A 15922-nucleotide genomic window follows, 5' to 3' on the forward strand; every position below is an offset into this window, starting at 1 on the left:
AATCGATAGATGCTTTTTTACGTAACATAGTAGAAAAAACATAGTAGAAGTATATTTACAGGCAGACAAATCGTTTGGAAAAAAGCAGTGTAGTTTTTAGGCACAGCGCTGATTCTTTTTACTAGCATACACTCGATAATGAAATTAAAAAGAATAATGATAGAAGCGACTGTTATATACGCCCAGACGTTCTGCTGAAACAAACGAGTAAAAAGAGGCGAGAAAAGAAGTAGAAAAGCAGCGGTTTGAAAAGAACCTCTAGAAAATAAGTCGAATTTTTTAGCATTTTGAATCACGCTATCCCTCCTTTATATGTTTTATTTTACCAAACTAAAAAGACTTTAAAAACGTTTTTAGCTACCCTTACCTGATATGTTCCTCATTTGGGGAAAGTAGGGTGAAATATATGTCAAATATAGCTTATAATAATATAAAAGAAAGAGATAAAAGGAGGCGCCATGGGATCTTGCCGGATAAAAAAACGGAGAAGGAGCAGTCGATCATGATGATGAAACATCTTGATTGTTTGAATACGCAGCTTTTAAAAGAATACAGTGAAGGGATTTTTTTTATTAACTGTGAAGGCGAAATCATGTTTAGCAACGAAGCAGCCTTCAAGTTAACAGGAAATGAACACAAAGAAAAAATCCAGCAGCTGACAGCTCTTATACATAAGTCGAAACAACAGCAGGCACAAAATCTCTTTCAACGTGCTTTAAAAGGGGAAAAAGTTCAGTTTTCTACGACGATTGACCACAAAATAAAAAAAGAACTTCATTTATATATTATGCTTATTCCTATTATCATAAGCGAGCAAGTAGCGGGTGTTTATGCCATATGCCGAGATGATTCAAAAGAGCAGGAGCGCTCCAATCACATTTCTCAATTAGAAACGCATTTGAAAATGGAGCAAAAGCTTGCGAATGTAGGAAGCTGGTATTACGACGTGACGGAAGATAAAAGCTATTGGTCGCCTCAGCTGTATAATATTTACGGATTAAACTCTAATCAGCTCTTTACTCCTTCTTTTAAAGACGTTCTTCAATTTATCAACGAGTGTGACCAAAAAAGATTAAAAAAAGCCGTTATGGAGGCACTTTCGACGGGAGAAAGCTACACAATTGAATATACACTGCTGCGGCCGAGCGGTGAAGAACGTACGGTATTTGAACAAGCGGATGCGGTAGCAGATGACCAGGGAAACATCGTACAGCTGATCGGCGTTGTGCACGATATCACCGAATCGAAAGTGATTACGAACGAATTAAAGCAAAAAGAACAGCAGTTTCAAACGATTTATAACAATTTGGATGCCGGAATATGGTCCGTTGATGTGCCAAGCAATAAAATGATTGTATGTTCAAACGGTGTTAGCAATATTTACGGAGAAGATGCGATTAAATTTTTAGAAGATAGAGATCTGTGGGAAAGCTTTATTCACCCTGAAGATAAGCCAGCTGTGACAAAAGCCCAGCATCAGTTGCAAAAAGGAAAAACAATTCGCCAGCAGTATCGAATCTACAAAAAAACAGGTGAGATGAAATGGATAAAAGATAGATGCATTCCCATGCTTGACGAAAACGGCAAGCTGATGCGCATAGACGGCATTGTTGAAGATATTACCGCAGAAAAAAAGTACGTGGATCATGTTGAATATCTTGCGACTCATGATCATGTGACAAACTTACCGAATCGAAGAAAGTTTGAAAGAGAATTAAAAAATTTTATTCGACAAATGAAAAAAGAAAGAGATTCATTAGCGGTTTTTTATGTAGGACTGAATCGCTTTAAACATATTAATGACACATTAGGCCACGACGTAGGCGATCTCCTGCTGCACCGTATCGCCAGTCGGTTAAAAAAGTTCGTAACGCCAGAGATGATGCTAGCTAGAGCAGGAGAAGACGAGCTTGCGATTTGTTTTTTATCTTTTGAACACATAAATGAATGTAAAAATCTTGCTGCTGCTCTTTTTCAAGAAATCGAAAAAGAAATTACCATTGACGACTTTTCTCTGTACGTCACAGCCAGTATTGGAATCAGCATCTACCCGTATGATGGTGAAGATGCGAAGATGCTACTAACGAATGCCAACCTTGCTATGCGCCGTGCAAAAGAAGTCGGGCGAAGCGACTGGCAGCTGTATTCGCCGTTAATGGACAGCGAGACGTATAAAAGCTACCACCTGGAAAAAGGACTGCGCAACGCACTTCTCCAAGATGAGTTTTTTATTGAATATCAGCCAAAGGTTCATACAAACAGCAGAGAGATTGATAGTATCGAAGCGTTAATTCGCTGGAATCATCCGGAATGGGGACGCGTATCTCCAGAAGACTTTATTCCTTTAGCAGAAGAAACAAATTTAATTATTGAACTCGGCGATTGGGTAATCGAGCACGTCTGCAAGCAGATGCAGCAGTGGAAGTATCAAGGATTACAAACCGTGCCCGTTTCGATTAACGTCTCGTCTAAACATTTGCTGAAACGCGGATTTGTAGAGCACGTTCAACAAACGTTAGCTCATTACAACATCGACCCTTCATTCATTGAATTTGAAGTAACGGAAAGCTCCATTATTCAGTATGAAGAGTACGTAAAAAAAGTGATGGACGAATTAAAGAAAATTGGCGTAACGTTTGCTTTAGATGATTTTGGCACCGGCTTTTCTTCGTTATCACATTTAAAAGACTTCGAATTTAACACGTTAAAAATTGATAAAACATTTATTCAACACGCGACCGATAAAGGAAAGCAGCAGGCGATTACAAAAAGTATTTTGTACTTAGCTCATGCTCTCAACATGAAAGTGATCGCAGAAGGCGTTGAAACAAAAGAGCAGCTTGCCTTTTTACAAAAGCATGAATGTTCCTTTATTCAAGGCTATATTGTGAGTCAGCCGGCTGCGCCTCAAAAAATTGCCGAATATTTAAAGAGGCGATTTCTATAAAAAAGTGATGTCTCGACGGAGACATCACTTTTTTTTACGCTAATTTACTGCGCGTTTTCCCATTTTCCGCGTTGTATTGATTCGCCCAGCCGTCTTTTTTATTCGCGGCAAGCCTCTCTAGCCACACTTGACCAAACGTAATCAAGTTCACCGATAAATAAATCTCCGGACTAATCAAAAGACCGGCCAGTATTACATCAATCGGCCTGTGCATCGGCGTTTTGACAGCGACATCTTCCTACAAAATAGAAGTGAATATAGCACCATTCAAGAAACATCTAGACCTCAGTTTTCGCGTACTGCTAATAGCCCGCAGTACTACATATTAGAGAAAGAGAAAACTAACGAACAATTATAACAGCAGTCTTTCGTGGGCGTTTTTTTCATATTTGCAAAAGGATGACTGCGTGATGGCAAAAGACAAGAATGTAACATTTTGCAAATTAGAAGGACGAGACTTTAAAGAAATCAGCGAAATTAAATCACCGAAGTAAGAAGTGTAGATAGCACTGAATAAAACACCAAATTTAATCCTGGATATATGGGGATAAATGGAACATCGTCTACAAATGCAGATTTTGCAGGTCAATTATATGTGGATGTCGCTAATAAAATTGGATACATTGCAGTCCAAACCGATACCTGTGTAACTTATTGGAAACAGATAACATTCTAATTCATAATTAAAAAAATTGAATTGACTCAAATCTTTATTTACAATTAATGAGCTAATCAATTATTATGATTATATGTTGTAAGAAGTTGGGAGAGTTTTAATTATGAATACAGCTAATGATTTTAGAAGCAGATTAATCTTAAGAGTTCACAGCTTCGGTAATCGGGCACTTAGTAAAGGTAACAATAAATTAATGAAGCGTGCGTTATTATTGATTTATAAAATTTTAGATAAAATAATGATACAGCTTATGCTAGGGGCGGAGTTTCCGGCTGAAATAAAACTTGGAACAAATACTACTTTAGCTCATGGTGGGCAAGGCGTAGTAATTAGTCCAGACGCGGTCATTGGTGACAATGTAATCATTTATCATCAAGTTACTATTGGTGGGCTGGGGCTTGGACACTATGGAGAAGAGTATTTGGAAAGACACAAGGGGAAATTAGGTGTTCCAGTTATAGGGAATAATGTGTTTATAGGAGCAGGAGCAAAAATACTGGGCCCTATAAAAATCGGAGATGGAGCAAAAATAGGTGCAAATGCAGTAGTCACAAAAAACGTTCCCGAAAATGCGACGGCTGTTGGAATTCCAGCTAAAATCATTCAGGCGCGTTATGACAATATAGCAACATAAATATTTAATGATTTCAAAAAACAGGAGACTAAGATTGATGTTGAAGAGTAATTTAATTAATGCTTTATTTTTAGGTTCTATCCTATTTATCTTAAGTTTAACTATGTTTCCGGATACTTCATTAGGCATTGGTGCTAAACCTGGAGGCGTTAATTTTATTCCTTTTCATACAATTGGAGGTCTACTATTTCAGAATTCCCTTAAAGATTTTGCAGTAAATAACCTTGGGAACATTATTTTATTTATCCCTTTTGGCTTCTTATTACCGTTAAATTATAGAGGTACAGATAGTACATTTAAAGCTTGCTCAGCAGGATTAATATTGTCACTGATTATTGAGGTTCTTCAGTTATTTATGTCTAATAGATGGACAGATATTGACGATGTTATACTGAACACCATAGGAGCTGGAACAGGTTATATACTGTTTAGATGGATAAGCTTAATTTATAAATAATATGAAATATATTCTAAAGAACGTTTTGCAAATTCAATTGCAGGGCGTTTTTTTATTTTATCTAAACGGAGGAGTTTACGATGAAAGAAGTATTAAAGCTCGCCCACCCCCATGCGTTAACTACGGAAGCGACGGCTGGTGACTGGTAACGAATCAAAATATAATCCCAGCATCAATAAAATTTTAAAAGAAAATAAAAAGAGAGTGTAAACAACTTAATCTCAATGTCGATATATAGTATGAACATATTTCCTAGAGTTATATGTTTAATTACTATCATTCGTCGCTTATTTAATCAGTAAGCGACAGGCTTCTTAAATACAAGGATGTAACTAAGAAGTAAAACCAAATTATATGGAGGTAAAGGGAAATGAGAATTAATCACAATATTGCAGCGTTAAACACGTATCGTCAGTTTAACAATGCGAACAATGCACAAAGTAAATCAATGGAGAAATTGTCTTCAGGTCTTCGTATTAATAGTGCAGCTGATGATGCTGCAGGTCTTGCAATCTCTGAAAAAATGCGTGGGCAGATTCGTGGATTAGATCAGGCTTCTCGAAATGCGCAAGATGGAATCTCTTTAATCCAAACAGCTGAAGGAGGACTGAATGAAACACATGATATTTTACAGCGTATGCGAGAGTTAACCGTTCAGGCAGCAAATGATACTAACGATGGGACGCAAGATAGAGCAGCAATTAAAACTGAATTAGGAGCGTTAACAGATGAGATAAACCATATAGCTGATCGAACAAATTTTAATGGCACTAATTTACTAAAAAGTGACACTACTGAATTTAAGTTGCAAATTGGTGATACTAAAGAAACATACGATACTTTAAGTTTAGACTTAAGTAAAATTAAAACTGATTCAACAACTTTGACGCTAGATGATGCAGCTTCTATAGATGTATCTGATAATAGTAAAGCACTTAGCTATTTAGAAAAAGTAGATAAAGCTATAAAAACAGTCTCAGAATCTCGTTCGTATCTTGGAGGGAATCAAAATAGACTTGAACATACAATCAACAACTTAGACTCCACACAAGAAAACCTAACTGCTGCAGAATCTCGTATTCGTGACGTAGATTATGCTTTAACTGCATAGCAGTAACAAGCACAGTCGTCCTAGCTGGTAACGGCTAGCGATTATTATCGGGTGAATTGCTGGAAACCCCTTAGAGCTTTTCTTGCCACAACGTAGTTAGAAATGACAAGTGTGATGGCGTGAAAAAAGAAAAGATTGGGAAATCAGCAGCCAAGCTCCTGTCTCGAAAGAGTGGAGAAGGTTCAACGACTAGGGTAGACCATCTAAGGCGGTAGCTATGATGATGAAATCCGTAGGTGAAACAATGTTCATCAGTATTGTGAATCCGAAGTGCCCGGCCCCTCATGATATAAGAGGGTGAAGATATAGTCTGGTCATTTATGAAAATAAATGTTCGCACGATGGCGAAAGAAATGATGGAACAAACAAAGAATTCAATTCTGTCTCAAGCATCACAAGCAATGTTGGCTCAATCTAATCAGATGCCTCAAGGAGTATTACAACTTTTGAGATAATTGATTAAAGGGCGTCTAGTTTGGTAACGAGCTAGAGGATAACTAGGTGAACTGCTGGAACTTCCTAAAGCTTTATCAACCACAACGTAATCAGAAACGATAAGCGTGACGGTTTGAAAATGATAAAGATGCTACCATGGATAATCAGCAGCCAAGCTCCTGTGAGGAAACTCTGGAGAAGGTTCAACGACTAGAGAATACGGTCTAAGGTGAAAACTAGGACTATGAATCTCGTAGGGCAGTGAAAGCTGTTCGAAGTGCCTAGCTCCATGCAAAATATGGATGAAGATATAGTCTATTCTGTAATCGAAAGATACAGTCGCAAAGCAAGCGAACCAACAACCACAAGGAGTATTACAACTTCTTCGTTAATTTTAAATTATTTGGAAGAGGCTCTAGCTATTTTGCTAGAGCTCTTTTTTAGACGTTTTTTGAACGACATCACTGGGATGGAGTGAGAAAGAAATATATCACCCTAAAAATTTCTTAATATTGAAAAAATATAAAAAATAAATTAAAATAGAGCAAATGTTCTTATTGGAGGATGGCGAGATAAATGAACGCAGAAAAGCAGTTAAGAGAGTTAATTCCATACAACCAACAGTGTATGATAGTAGGCAAGTTATTAGGTGATGGCAATATTTCTATTGAAAAAGGACGCCAGCCAAGGTTCCGATTTAGCCATTGCTTAAAAGATAAAGAGTGGGTCTTTTGGTGTTATGAGAAGTTAAAAGATTATTTCGAATTATCATCTCCTAAGTATAGAAAGGTTCTAGATCGGCGATTAAAAGATGGATACAGCGAAAGCTACTACACACAATCAAAGGTAGGAGAAATCAGTACGCTACTAAAGGAAGTCTGGTATCCCAAAGGTAAAAAAGTTTTACCACTGGAATTTGTAAAAGCTCATTTTTCTCCATTAACTTTGGCATGGTGGTATCAAGATGATGGTTCTTTAACAATTAGTAATTCTACTATCAGGAAGATTATTCTTTCTACAAATAGCTTTAGTAACCAAGAAAATAAAAAGTTAATTGAAATCCTTTTTGCAAATTTACATCTTTCATTTTCTTTAGATAACCAGAATAGACTAGTGATATACGACCAAAAGCAAATTCTTTATTTTCTCAGCTTAGTTAGGGAGTTTATTCATCCATGTATGTCTCGAAAGGTTAATATACCTAAAAATAACTCACCATCGTTTCACTTAAATAGGAGAACGACTATTACTCTACCCCTGACTATTCCTGTAACTTCCCCTACAAAAGATTTACGACATTTCCTAAGTTATTTACCTGAACTTTTATCTCAATTGCAAAATAGAGTTATTTATCATCACTTTTTTAAACAACAGTTCTTCATTGAAGATACTGATTGTAAGAGAAAGAGTTATCAAATTCAATTAGAACAAAATGAGTTGCACCTATTATACGAATGCAGGAAATTTACAGGCCTAACTATGAATCAATTAACAGAACTATGTTATATATTGCAAAAAAATCAAAATAACAGTTTAATAAAGGAACGGCAGATAGCGTATCAATTTCTCGCTAAAAATTAAGAAAGTTAAGACATTTTGCAAATTTAAATAGCTGTTTTTAATTTTAAAAAAACCTTACTCACAAGTGGAGTAAGGTTCAGGATTTTATTAAGAAAAAGTTTTAAGCTAATACTCTTATTTAATGCGTAGCCCCACCCGAAACCACAACATCCTCTTCAACCAAAATTGTCGTCTTCACCAGGCTAAGCAACCCTTGCACAATCAAATCCAGCGACATACTGGCTTTCCCTGGATGATTCACGGCTTGTTCAGGAAGGTAAGGGATATGAACAAATCCACCTTTAATACAACAGTTTTGAATCATGTTCATGAGTCCGTAAAACACGTGGTTACAGACAAAGGTTCCAGCAGTTTGAGAGACGCTGCTTGGAATGCCTTCTTGGCGCAAGTTTTCGACAGCTGCTTTAATTGGCAGTGTCGAAAAGTATGCGGCAGGGCCGTTTTCAATAATAGGGCGATCAATGGGCTGCTGGCCAATATCGTCAGGGATTCGAGCGTCGTCTACGTTAATAGCAACGCGTTCGACCGTAATTCCTTCTCGGCCGCCTGCTTGTCCTACACAGATGACGATGGAAGGGCTGATTTCTTCTATATACGTATGAAGCTTTGCGATTGATTCACCAAACACAGTAGGAAGAGGTTTAGTAACAATGTGATAGCCTTCAACAGCTACGCCGTCCAAAGCTTTTACAGCTTCTAAAGACGGGTTAATGCTTTCACCTTCAAATGGTTCAAAGCTGGTTAGTAATACAGTTGTCATTCTATCAATCTCCTTTAAAAGTGATATACAAGGTAGTACATTAATAGCGTATTTACTACAAACACGGATAAAGCAATCGGTACTTGAGCTTTAATTACGGCGTTTTTATCTTTTAATTCAAGCAGCATGGCAGGTACGATGTTGAAGTTCGCTGCCATTGGCGTTAGCAGCGTGCCACAGTAGCCAGCAAACATGCCGAGCGCTGCCATAATCGCCGGGTTTCCGCCGTGCATATGTACAATCAGCGGAAGTCCAATACCTCCCGTAATAACGGCAAACGCAGCAAAGGCATTTCCCATGACAATCGTAAATAGCAGCATCCCCAAGCAGTAAGCAAGCACAGCAACAAACGCATAGTTAGTCGGCAGTATATCACTTACAATATCCGAAACGACTGTTCCAACACCTGATTTTGAAAAGATGCCGCCAAGCGCTGCGAGCATTTGCGGCAAAATAACAGCCCAACCAACTGCTTGAAGCAAGCGGCTTCCTTCTTTAACAGGCACATCCATTTTTGCTTTGGTGACGCCTATTGAAGCGATAAACGCAATCACAGCAGCGATTGCCAGTGAAATTAACGTGACCTTTTCTGGATCAATTAACGCCCAGTTTCCAAATTTAATTTTGCCAAAAAGAAGGGTGCCGATAATCGTAAAAATAGGAATAAATAAAGCTGGTAAAAAGATTTTATTCTTTAATCTTTGTGCGTGAGCCACTCGTTCTTCAGCAGGCGTTTCGGCTTCATTAGACTTAGTTACACGATTAAATGAAGCAAGCAGAACCATGATAATGACCAAACATCCTATATAAAAAGGCGGAATGACGTTGCCAAATAAAAACGTAACGGAAAACAGCGCCCAAAATAGGGAAGATCCTAAACGGTTAGGATGGTTGTGATCGCGTGCAATTCGAATCGCGATAAAAGCGACAATAATACCGAGTAAGTAGTAAATCGTATCGAGCGTCAGGATGCTTTTCATTTAGCTTGCCTCCGTCTTTGAAGATGATGTTGGTTTGTGCTTCGTCATTTTTTTATGAATACGTCGGTCTAGCTGACGGAAACGAATCGCGCTTATCAGCAGCGCTGCGATGGCTGTTGGAATACCCCAAAGCGCCATATCCCAGACGTCAACGTGAATGCCCACGGAGTCGAAGAACCCTTTCATTAAGAGAATTCCACCCGTTGCGATAAAGATATCTTCGCCGAAAAACCACCCTGTATTTTCAGCTGCCGCGGCGTGAGCGCGAATATCTTCTTTTACTTTAGGCGGAAGCTCTCCGTATTTGGCACGAGCTGCGCCTTCAGACATAGGTGCCACTAATGGACGCACGGATTGAGCATGTCCTCCGATATTTAAGCCGACTGCAGCTGAGATTTCACGGATAAAAAGATATATAAGTAAAACATTTCCAGAAGAAGCGTTTTTCGCTTTTTTGATCAGGACTTCCGCTTGTTCCTTTAACCCGTATTTTTCTAACACGCCAAAGATAGGAAGAGTAAGTAAAATAGCCATAGACATATAGCGGTTATCGACAAAGAACTGACCAAACATCGTAATTACTTCATGCAGTGATAAGCCTGATACAAGGCCCGTCACAATGCCTGCAGCAGTTACCACAAGCAGCGTGTTTAAACGAAATAAAAATCCCACCGCCACTAGCAAAACCCCAATTAATTTCAACATAAAAAATCCCCCTCCAGTATGTATAGACCGTGCTGCAAAGTCACCTCCATTGCTTTTCTAAAAAAACAAAGATGTTTTGAGTATAAACAATTCTGAAAATTAAAACAAGATGCTTAAGGCATAAAATAGTTTTATTGATGAAACAAAATTATAGAAGGAAGATTTATATAATGTGCATGGACTCAGAAGTAAAAGAAAGAATTCTGCCAGGGAGCTTGGGTAGTGATTTTTTTAGTTGATCCGTTGAAAAACATTTCTCCTAAAATACCAAAAATGGTGTATAATGCTAAAAGGTATGAATATAGAATTATATAGATTTTAACTAAATGAATCTATATAACTATATTTTAAACAATTTATTGAAGGGGGAGGAGTATTTGAATTGTTCAAATTGCTGCCATTTTAATGATGGCGGGAAGTTTTGCGTGAAGTGCGGTCATAAATTACAAGAAGAGGCAGCTGTCAGCCAGGCGGCAGCTGCATCTGAATATCAGCCTCAGCCGCAACCAGCGTATGCGCCTCAACAGCCTAATCAGCGTGTTCGTCAGGCAAAAAAAGTATCAAAATCATTTTTTAGTTATTTTGCAGAAGGAATTAAAAATCCAACAGCTACAGCGCAAGCAGCAGGAGAAAGCCAATTCGTTAATGCTCTTATCACAGTCATTCTTTATGCTCTTAGTATACCTATTATGCTGTATGTAGGCTGGAAGCTATTGTTGATTCAATTTGTTCGAAGCATGTTTAAGCTTCCTATTATCAGTGAAGAGCTGGCTCCATCCGACATGGAGGATTTTAATACAGGCGTTGATTTGATAAAAGCAACAGATATCAACAGCATCATTCACTTCAATTTTACAGATTTTGTCTTTAAACAAGGGGTTTTCATTTTTATTGGACTGGCGATTATTATTGGAGCAACATATGTTGCAGCAAAGTTTGGAAAGGTAGACGTTTCTTTTAAAGAATTTTTCTCACGCTTTGGCACGTTTTTAATTATTCCAACAGCTCTTCTTTTAATTGGGCTTGTGCTTGCATTTCTCCATGTTGAATACTTCTCTTATTTTATGAATTTTGGTTTGCTGAGCATTTTCCTTGTAGTTCCATTTACCATTGCTAGCTTTAAGCAAAGCGGAACAAATGGCCTTGATCGTATCTATAGCACTCTTATTGTATATGTAGTCATTACGATTGTACTGACGTTTATTGCGAATGGTTTAGGAGAAGAAGCCAAAACCATTATTACAAGAATGGGAAACAGCAGTGATTTGAATGATCTATTTTAAGTCGACAAAAAGCATCGTGTACAGCGGTGCTTTTTCATACCATTATAAAAAAGGAGTGTAGAAATTGGGATATTGCAGAGAGTGTGGCCATCAGTTAACAAATGAGCATGAATTTTGTCCGGAGTGTGGACATCCCGTTGAAAAGAAAGCGGCTTCTAGCGAAGGAGCAGCATCGCAGCGTTACGTAGAACCTCAGTCATCTTCAGCCGAAGAGAGACGCGAAGCAGTAAAGCCTTCAAATAAAAAAACAAAGTTTATAGCTATTTCAGTTATAGCGGCAGCTGCTATACTTGGCGGTGCTTATTACGGAATAGATAAAACAATGATGGCGCCTAAAGCCGTGTCAGAAAAATTTATTGCTTCAGTAAAGGGCAATGATGTTGATAAAGTAAAAAAATATGTAAATGATGGTCAAATTCAACTAGAAGCCAACGATGAGCAAGCAAAATCATTTATTACATATCTGCACGAAAATCCGGATGTCATGAAATCAATCTCTGAAGGGTTAGCGGCAGATAGCAGAGCGCTTGAAGCAGGAGTTCCAAGCGAAGATCACTCTTCATACGCTAAGTTAGAACAAGACGGAAAGAAGTGGGGAATCTTTGATTATTACACGGTACAAATAAACCCTGTATATGCAAAAGCTCAGTCGACAGAAGATGCTACATTAGTATATATTGATGGTCAAAAAGCTGGAACGGTAAGCAGTGACTCTTCTAAAAAGGTTGGTCCATTTTTACCTGGTACGCATACCGTAAAAGGTGAAGTGCAAAATGATTATGGAAAAGTTGAAAATGAACAAGAGATTGAAGCTACCAACGGAGAAGATGTGAACGTTGAGTTTGATTGGTCAGATCATGCAGTATACATCTCTTCAGATTATGATGACGCGATGCTGTACGTTAATGGTAAAGACACAAAAACAGAAATTGGCGATATTGATTATTTGGGCCCGCTGCCGATGGACGGTTCAGTAAAACTATATGCAAAACGTGGAGATAAGAAAACGGAAGAAGTATCAATTAAAAAAGGCATGGAAGATGTTGCGCTTAATTTTGATGAAGAAAATACGACAGAAGCTACGGCAAAAGCATCGGCTCCTTCTAAGAATCACGAACCAACGGACAAAGGTTCGGAAGTCAATTCTGGAGTATCTACTAGTGAAGTTTCTAGTTTTATTGAACAATACATGTACGCTACAATTTCATCAATCAACAGTGGAGACTTTTCTATTGCAGCGCCTTATATCGATACTAACGGACCAAAATACAAGGAACAAAAAGATTATACCGCTTACCTAATCAAAAAAGGCATAACAGAGGATTTATTAAGCTTTAACGTAAATAGAGTAACAAAACTCGATGACTCTATGTATAAAGTATATACAACAGAAGAGTATGATATTTCGTACGGAGACGGGTCTGTTAAATACAAAAAATTCAACAGTATTCATAAAGTAAAAGAATTATCTGATGGAAGTTTGGGCGTTTATCAGCTTATTAGTTCAACGGAAGTAAAGTAAAAGCTGATAAATAGACCCTGGAACAGCAAAAAACGTAGTAGGAAATAACAAATAAAAAAGACGTCTTCCATGAGAAGACGTCTTTTTTATGTATGATTCCAATATCAAACCCAATACCTGGGATACTGCCGATCTTGAAATAAATTATTATACACGGTCGAAATCAATACAACGACACACGCACAAATCATAATAATACCTAAGTATCCCCAGCCGGCTTGAGTATTAATTGCAACAATCGCGCTGGCTGCAGCGGGAGGATGAACAGTTTTGGTAAGAATCATTAAAATAAGAACAAACGCAAGCACAATCGCTATGGTGATTAGACTTCGATGAAATAAACTCCAAATAATAAGTGCGGAAACTGTCGCAAGCAAGTGCCCTCCAAGCACGTGGCGCGGCTGTGATAAAGGACCTTTATGAGCACCAAATACAAGCACGCAGCTTGCCCCAATCGGAGCAAGTGCCATTGGATATCCGAGAGCGAGAGCAATCGCGCTGCTGATGATAATCGCAATTAAGCCTCCGATAGAAGAAACGACCGCATCTCTGTAATTGATTTTCGGTTCTTCTTTTAGTTCTCCTTTCATCTTTTTCGTATAAGAACTTAAGTAAGACAGAAAGGGGCTTTTTGTTTGAGAAAAACTTTTTTCAAATTCCATTTCTTATTTCCTTTCCCTTGTGTAAGTAAAAGCTGTTTGTCAAGTTGTATGTCAGAACATCTGCTATAATAAGTTAGTTTATAAGAAAAGAAGGATTACTAAAAGAGGAAAAACGACTTTTTTTAGTGGAAATTCTTTTTATGAACCAAAAAAGGCGTGATGGAGGGAAAAAGGGTCTCCGTGTGCAGTAAGTACAGGAGAGATGTATAATAAACCTAGAGGTGACTAAATTATGTATCTAGTAGACTACCATCATCACACGAATAATTCATTTGACTCACAGGCAGTCATGAAAAAAGTGTGCGAACAAGCTGTAAAAAACGGCATAAACGAAATTTGTTTTACCGAGCACTTTTCATTAAATCCATTAGCGCCAACGTATGGTCATATGGATTTTGATAAATATGAACGAGAACTAGCGGAATGCAGAGATCAGTTTCAAGATCAGCTAGTGATTAAAAAAGGAATTGAAATTTGTGAGCCGCACTATTTAAAAGAAAAATATCAAAAAACAATGAAGCAGGAGAACTTTGACTTTATCTTAGGTTCGGTGCATAACATTAATAACATCAAGCTTCGTAAACATTTGGAGCTAAACGACAAAGAAGCGATTTACCGCGCTTATTTTAACGAAATGTATAAGCTAGTAAGCGACGCGGACATTGACGTGTTGGCTCATTTAGATTTAATGAAGCGCTATGCGTTTGCGCAATACGGCATTTACGACTTTCATCAATTCAAAGATATTCTTGCGGAGATTTTGAGAAAAGCCATTGATCGCAATATTGGGATTGAAATTAACACCTCAGGCATAAGAGGAAAGCTTGGCGAAGCATTGCCTGCACTTGAAATTGTCGGGCTGTACCGCGATTTAGGAGGAGAAATTCTAACAATTGGATCTGATTCACACTTTGCCGAAACCGTAGGAGCACATATGAAAGAAGCGATTGAAATGGCAAGACAGTGCGGATTTACGGAGATTTATACGTTTGATCAGCGTCAGCCAAAAGGAATTCGTATTTAATAGAAGTGTGTTTCACATATGTTTCAAGCGTTTTTTATACACTTGTTTATATGAGGAAAAATAATGAGCATAAAAGACAAAAAGCACGCTCTAGTCTGAGCGTGTTTTTTGGATTCAGTTCTGCTTAAACTCTTTTAAAAATGTTCGAACTTCTTCTATGGTCAGCCCGATTGCGCGAGCTGTTTGCATAAGACTTACCCACTCTTGATCGATCGACAGTACATTCTCTTCTTTCATTACGATTCATCCACCCTTTGCCAGGGAACTCAGCCATCATAGCCAAAAATGGCCTTAGACCTGAAGCTTTGCGTCACTATTTTTCAATAATTTTGCCTTTGTCTGGATAATTTGTAATAGTTACCATATATAACCTATGTTCATTATATAGTATGTTTGTCATGAATGCTGTCGAAATAGGTCGATTGTCATAAAAAAATCAAATAATTAGTCAACTAATGTATTCATTTTTTTGCGAAACTTTAAATAGGAGTGAAATTCAGTAAATTCCTCTTTGGTCATTCCATCATTAATTGCTTCTTCTATTAAATAAAGCCACTCGTTGCTTAGAGATAGTTTTGAAGAAAATACAAAATCTCTGCTTCCTGATTCAATTAATTCATCAATTGTTGTATTAAGAGAAAAAGCTATTTTTTCTAGCATGTGAATAGACGGGTTATTGTTTAGGCCTTTCTCTAAATGAGATAAATAAGATTTTGAGATACGGGCTTTTTCAGCTAAGCGTGTAATAGAATATCCATTCTTCAAGCGTAAAGTTTTAATTTTGGTTCCTATCACGTTAAGTTCATCCTTTTCTTATATCCTTTTTGTTCATTATAACGCATATTAGTTTATTTTTATGTATTTAATTATAAAAAAGGTTCTTTATAACGAATAACTTCTTGTTTTAGAGACTTTTTTAGTTCGAAAGTCTCTAGTGAAATTCATAGTTGGTTCATAGAAATCCTTCACAATAAAAATAGAAACCTACAAGACAGGAGAGATAAACATAATCTGGAAAATTGAGTGGACAAAATGGAGCAATCACAGCGAGCTGCCAAGTGACTTGCAAAAACAAATGACTAATATGACTAAAAGTGAAGTTTTATTTTGGAGTGAAGCAAGAGACGGAAAGTGAAAGTAAAAAG

At 37.6% G+C, this 15922-nt stretch carries 15 protein-coding genes, 2 pseudogenes and 1 riboswitch; of the genes and pseudogenes, 9 read left to right on the forward strand and 8 right to left on the reverse strand.

Going from position 1 to position 15922, the window contains the following annotated elements:
- Positions 1-17 precede the first annotated feature (17 nt).
- Positions 18-296 (reverse strand): hypothetical protein, encoded by a 279-nt coding sequence (locus AC1VNJ_RS14225; protein ID WP_482640933.1) that lies wholly within the window; start codon positions 294-296, stop codon positions 18-20.
- A 170-nt stretch (positions 297-466) separates the two neighbouring features.
- Here AC1VNJ_RS14225 and AC1VNJ_RS14230 point away from each other — a divergent pair, with 170 nt between their 5' ends.
- Positions 467-2947, forward strand: a complete 2481-nt coding sequence (locus AC1VNJ_RS14230; protein WP_482640934.1) for a sensor domain-containing protein — start codon at positions 467-469, stop codon at positions 2945-2947.
- 40 nt (positions 2948-2987) lie between these two features.
- Here the strand turns inward: AC1VNJ_RS14230 and AC1VNJ_RS14235 are convergent.
- Positions 2988-3179 (reverse strand): annotated as a pseudogene (locus AC1VNJ_RS14235) (glycosyltransferase family 2 protein); the annotation flags it as partial.
- A gap of 547 nt (positions 3180-3726) precedes the next feature.
- Between AC1VNJ_RS14235 and AC1VNJ_RS14240 the strand changes: the two are divergent.
- From AC1VNJ_RS14240 to AC1VNJ_RS14260, 5 genes and pseudogenes are all read left to right on the forward strand, one after another.
- The gene (locus tag AC1VNJ_RS14240; protein WP_482640935.1) at positions 3727-4257 is read left to right on the forward strand and encodes a serine O-acetyltransferase; all 531 of its coding nucleotides are present in this window, start codon (positions 3727-3729) and stop codon (positions 4255-4257) included.
- Positions 4258-4294: 37 nt separating this feature from the next.
- Complete coding sequence (locus AC1VNJ_RS14245) at positions 4295-4714, forward strand: VanZ family protein (RefSeq protein WP_482640936.1); 420 nt, start codon at positions 4295-4297, stop codon at positions 4712-4714.
- 370 nt (positions 4715-5084) lie between these two features.
- Positions 5085-5825, forward strand: coding sequence for a flagellin N-terminal helical domain-containing protein (locus AC1VNJ_RS14250; protein ID WP_182004407.1), 741 nt, complete (start codon positions 5085-5087; stop codon positions 5823-5825).
- Positions 5826-6160: 335 nt separating this feature from the next.
- Positions 6161-6280: pseudogene (locus tag AC1VNJ_RS14255) on the forward strand (flagellin); the annotation flags it as partial.
- A 556-nt stretch (positions 6281-6836) separates the two neighbouring features.
- Positions 6837-7841, forward strand: a complete 1005-nt coding sequence (locus AC1VNJ_RS14260; protein WP_482640937.1) for an endonuclease — start codon at positions 6837-6839, stop codon at positions 7839-7841.
- Positions 7842-7959: 118 nt separating this feature from the next.
- On the opposite strand, the gene pcp is transcribed toward AC1VNJ_RS14260, so the two are convergent.
- The 3 genes from pcp to AC1VNJ_RS14275 are packed head-to-tail and all read right to left on the reverse strand — an operon-like array spanning position 7960 to position 10286.
- Positions 7960-8601 (reverse strand): pyroglutamyl-peptidase I, encoded by a 642-nt coding sequence (gene pcp, locus AC1VNJ_RS14265; protein WP_482640938.1) that lies wholly within the window; start codon positions 8599-8601, stop codon positions 7960-7962.
- Positions 8602-8615: 14 nt separating this feature from the next.
- Complete coding sequence (locus AC1VNJ_RS14270) at positions 8616-9581, reverse strand: DUF979 domain-containing protein (RefSeq protein WP_482640939.1); 966 nt, start codon at positions 9579-9581, stop codon at positions 8616-8618.
- Entirely contained in the window at positions 9582-10286 is a 705-nt protein-coding gene (locus AC1VNJ_RS14275) for a DUF969 domain-containing protein (RefSeq protein WP_482640940.1), read from the reverse strand.
- A gap of 377 nt (positions 10287-10663) precedes the next feature.
- On the opposite strand from AC1VNJ_RS14275, the gene AC1VNJ_RS14280 reads away from it, so the two are divergent.
- Together AC1VNJ_RS14280 and AC1VNJ_RS14285 are read left to right on the forward strand one after the other, a co-directional pair.
- Positions 10664-11569 carry a zinc ribbon domain-containing protein gene (locus tag AC1VNJ_RS14280; protein ID WP_482640941.1) on the forward strand — a complete coding sequence of 302 codons (906 nt, stop codon included), beginning with the start codon at positions 10664-10666 and terminating at the stop codon, positions 11567-11569.
- A 64-nt stretch (positions 11570-11633) separates the two neighbouring features.
- Positions 11634-13091 (forward strand): zinc ribbon domain-containing protein, encoded by a 1458-nt coding sequence (locus AC1VNJ_RS14285; RefSeq protein WP_482640942.1) that lies wholly within the window; start codon positions 11634-11636, stop codon positions 13089-13091.
- A 104-nt stretch (positions 13092-13195) separates the two neighbouring features.
- Here the strand turns inward: AC1VNJ_RS14285 and AC1VNJ_RS14290 are convergent, their stop codons facing one another.
- On the reverse strand, positions 13196-13753 hold the full coding sequence (locus AC1VNJ_RS14290) for an HPP family protein (protein ID WP_116515338.1): 558 nt from the start codon (positions 13751-13753) through the stop codon (positions 13196-13198).
- A 232-nt stretch (positions 13754-13985) separates the two neighbouring features.
- On the opposite strand from AC1VNJ_RS14290, the gene AC1VNJ_RS14295 reads away from it, so the two are divergent.
- Positions 13986-14777 carry a histidinol-phosphatase HisJ family protein gene (locus AC1VNJ_RS14295; RefSeq protein ID WP_482640943.1) on the forward strand — a complete coding sequence of 264 codons (792 nt, stop codon included), beginning with the start codon at positions 13986-13988 and terminating at the stop codon, positions 14775-14777.
- A 114-nt stretch (positions 14778-14891) separates the two neighbouring features.
- On the opposite strand, the gene AC1VNJ_RS14300 is transcribed toward AC1VNJ_RS14295, so the two are convergent.
- The gene (locus AC1VNJ_RS14300) at positions 14892-15014 is read right to left on the reverse strand and encodes an anti-repressor SinI family protein (RefSeq protein ID WP_482640944.1); all 123 of its coding nucleotides are present in this window, start codon (positions 15012-15014) and stop codon (positions 14892-14894) included.
- A gap of 20 nt (positions 15015-15034) precedes the next feature.
- A riboswitch (cyclic di-GMP riboswitch) is annotated at positions 15035-15121 on the reverse strand.
- A gap of 100 nt (positions 15122-15221) precedes the next feature.
- Entirely contained in the window at positions 15222-15572 is a 351-nt protein-coding gene (locus AC1VNJ_RS14305; protein ID WP_394554581.1) for a helix-turn-helix domain-containing protein, read from the reverse strand.
- Positions 15573-15922: the final 350 nt, after the last annotated feature.

It is taken from the genome of Priestia sp. 3CA3, from assembly GCF_056836725.1.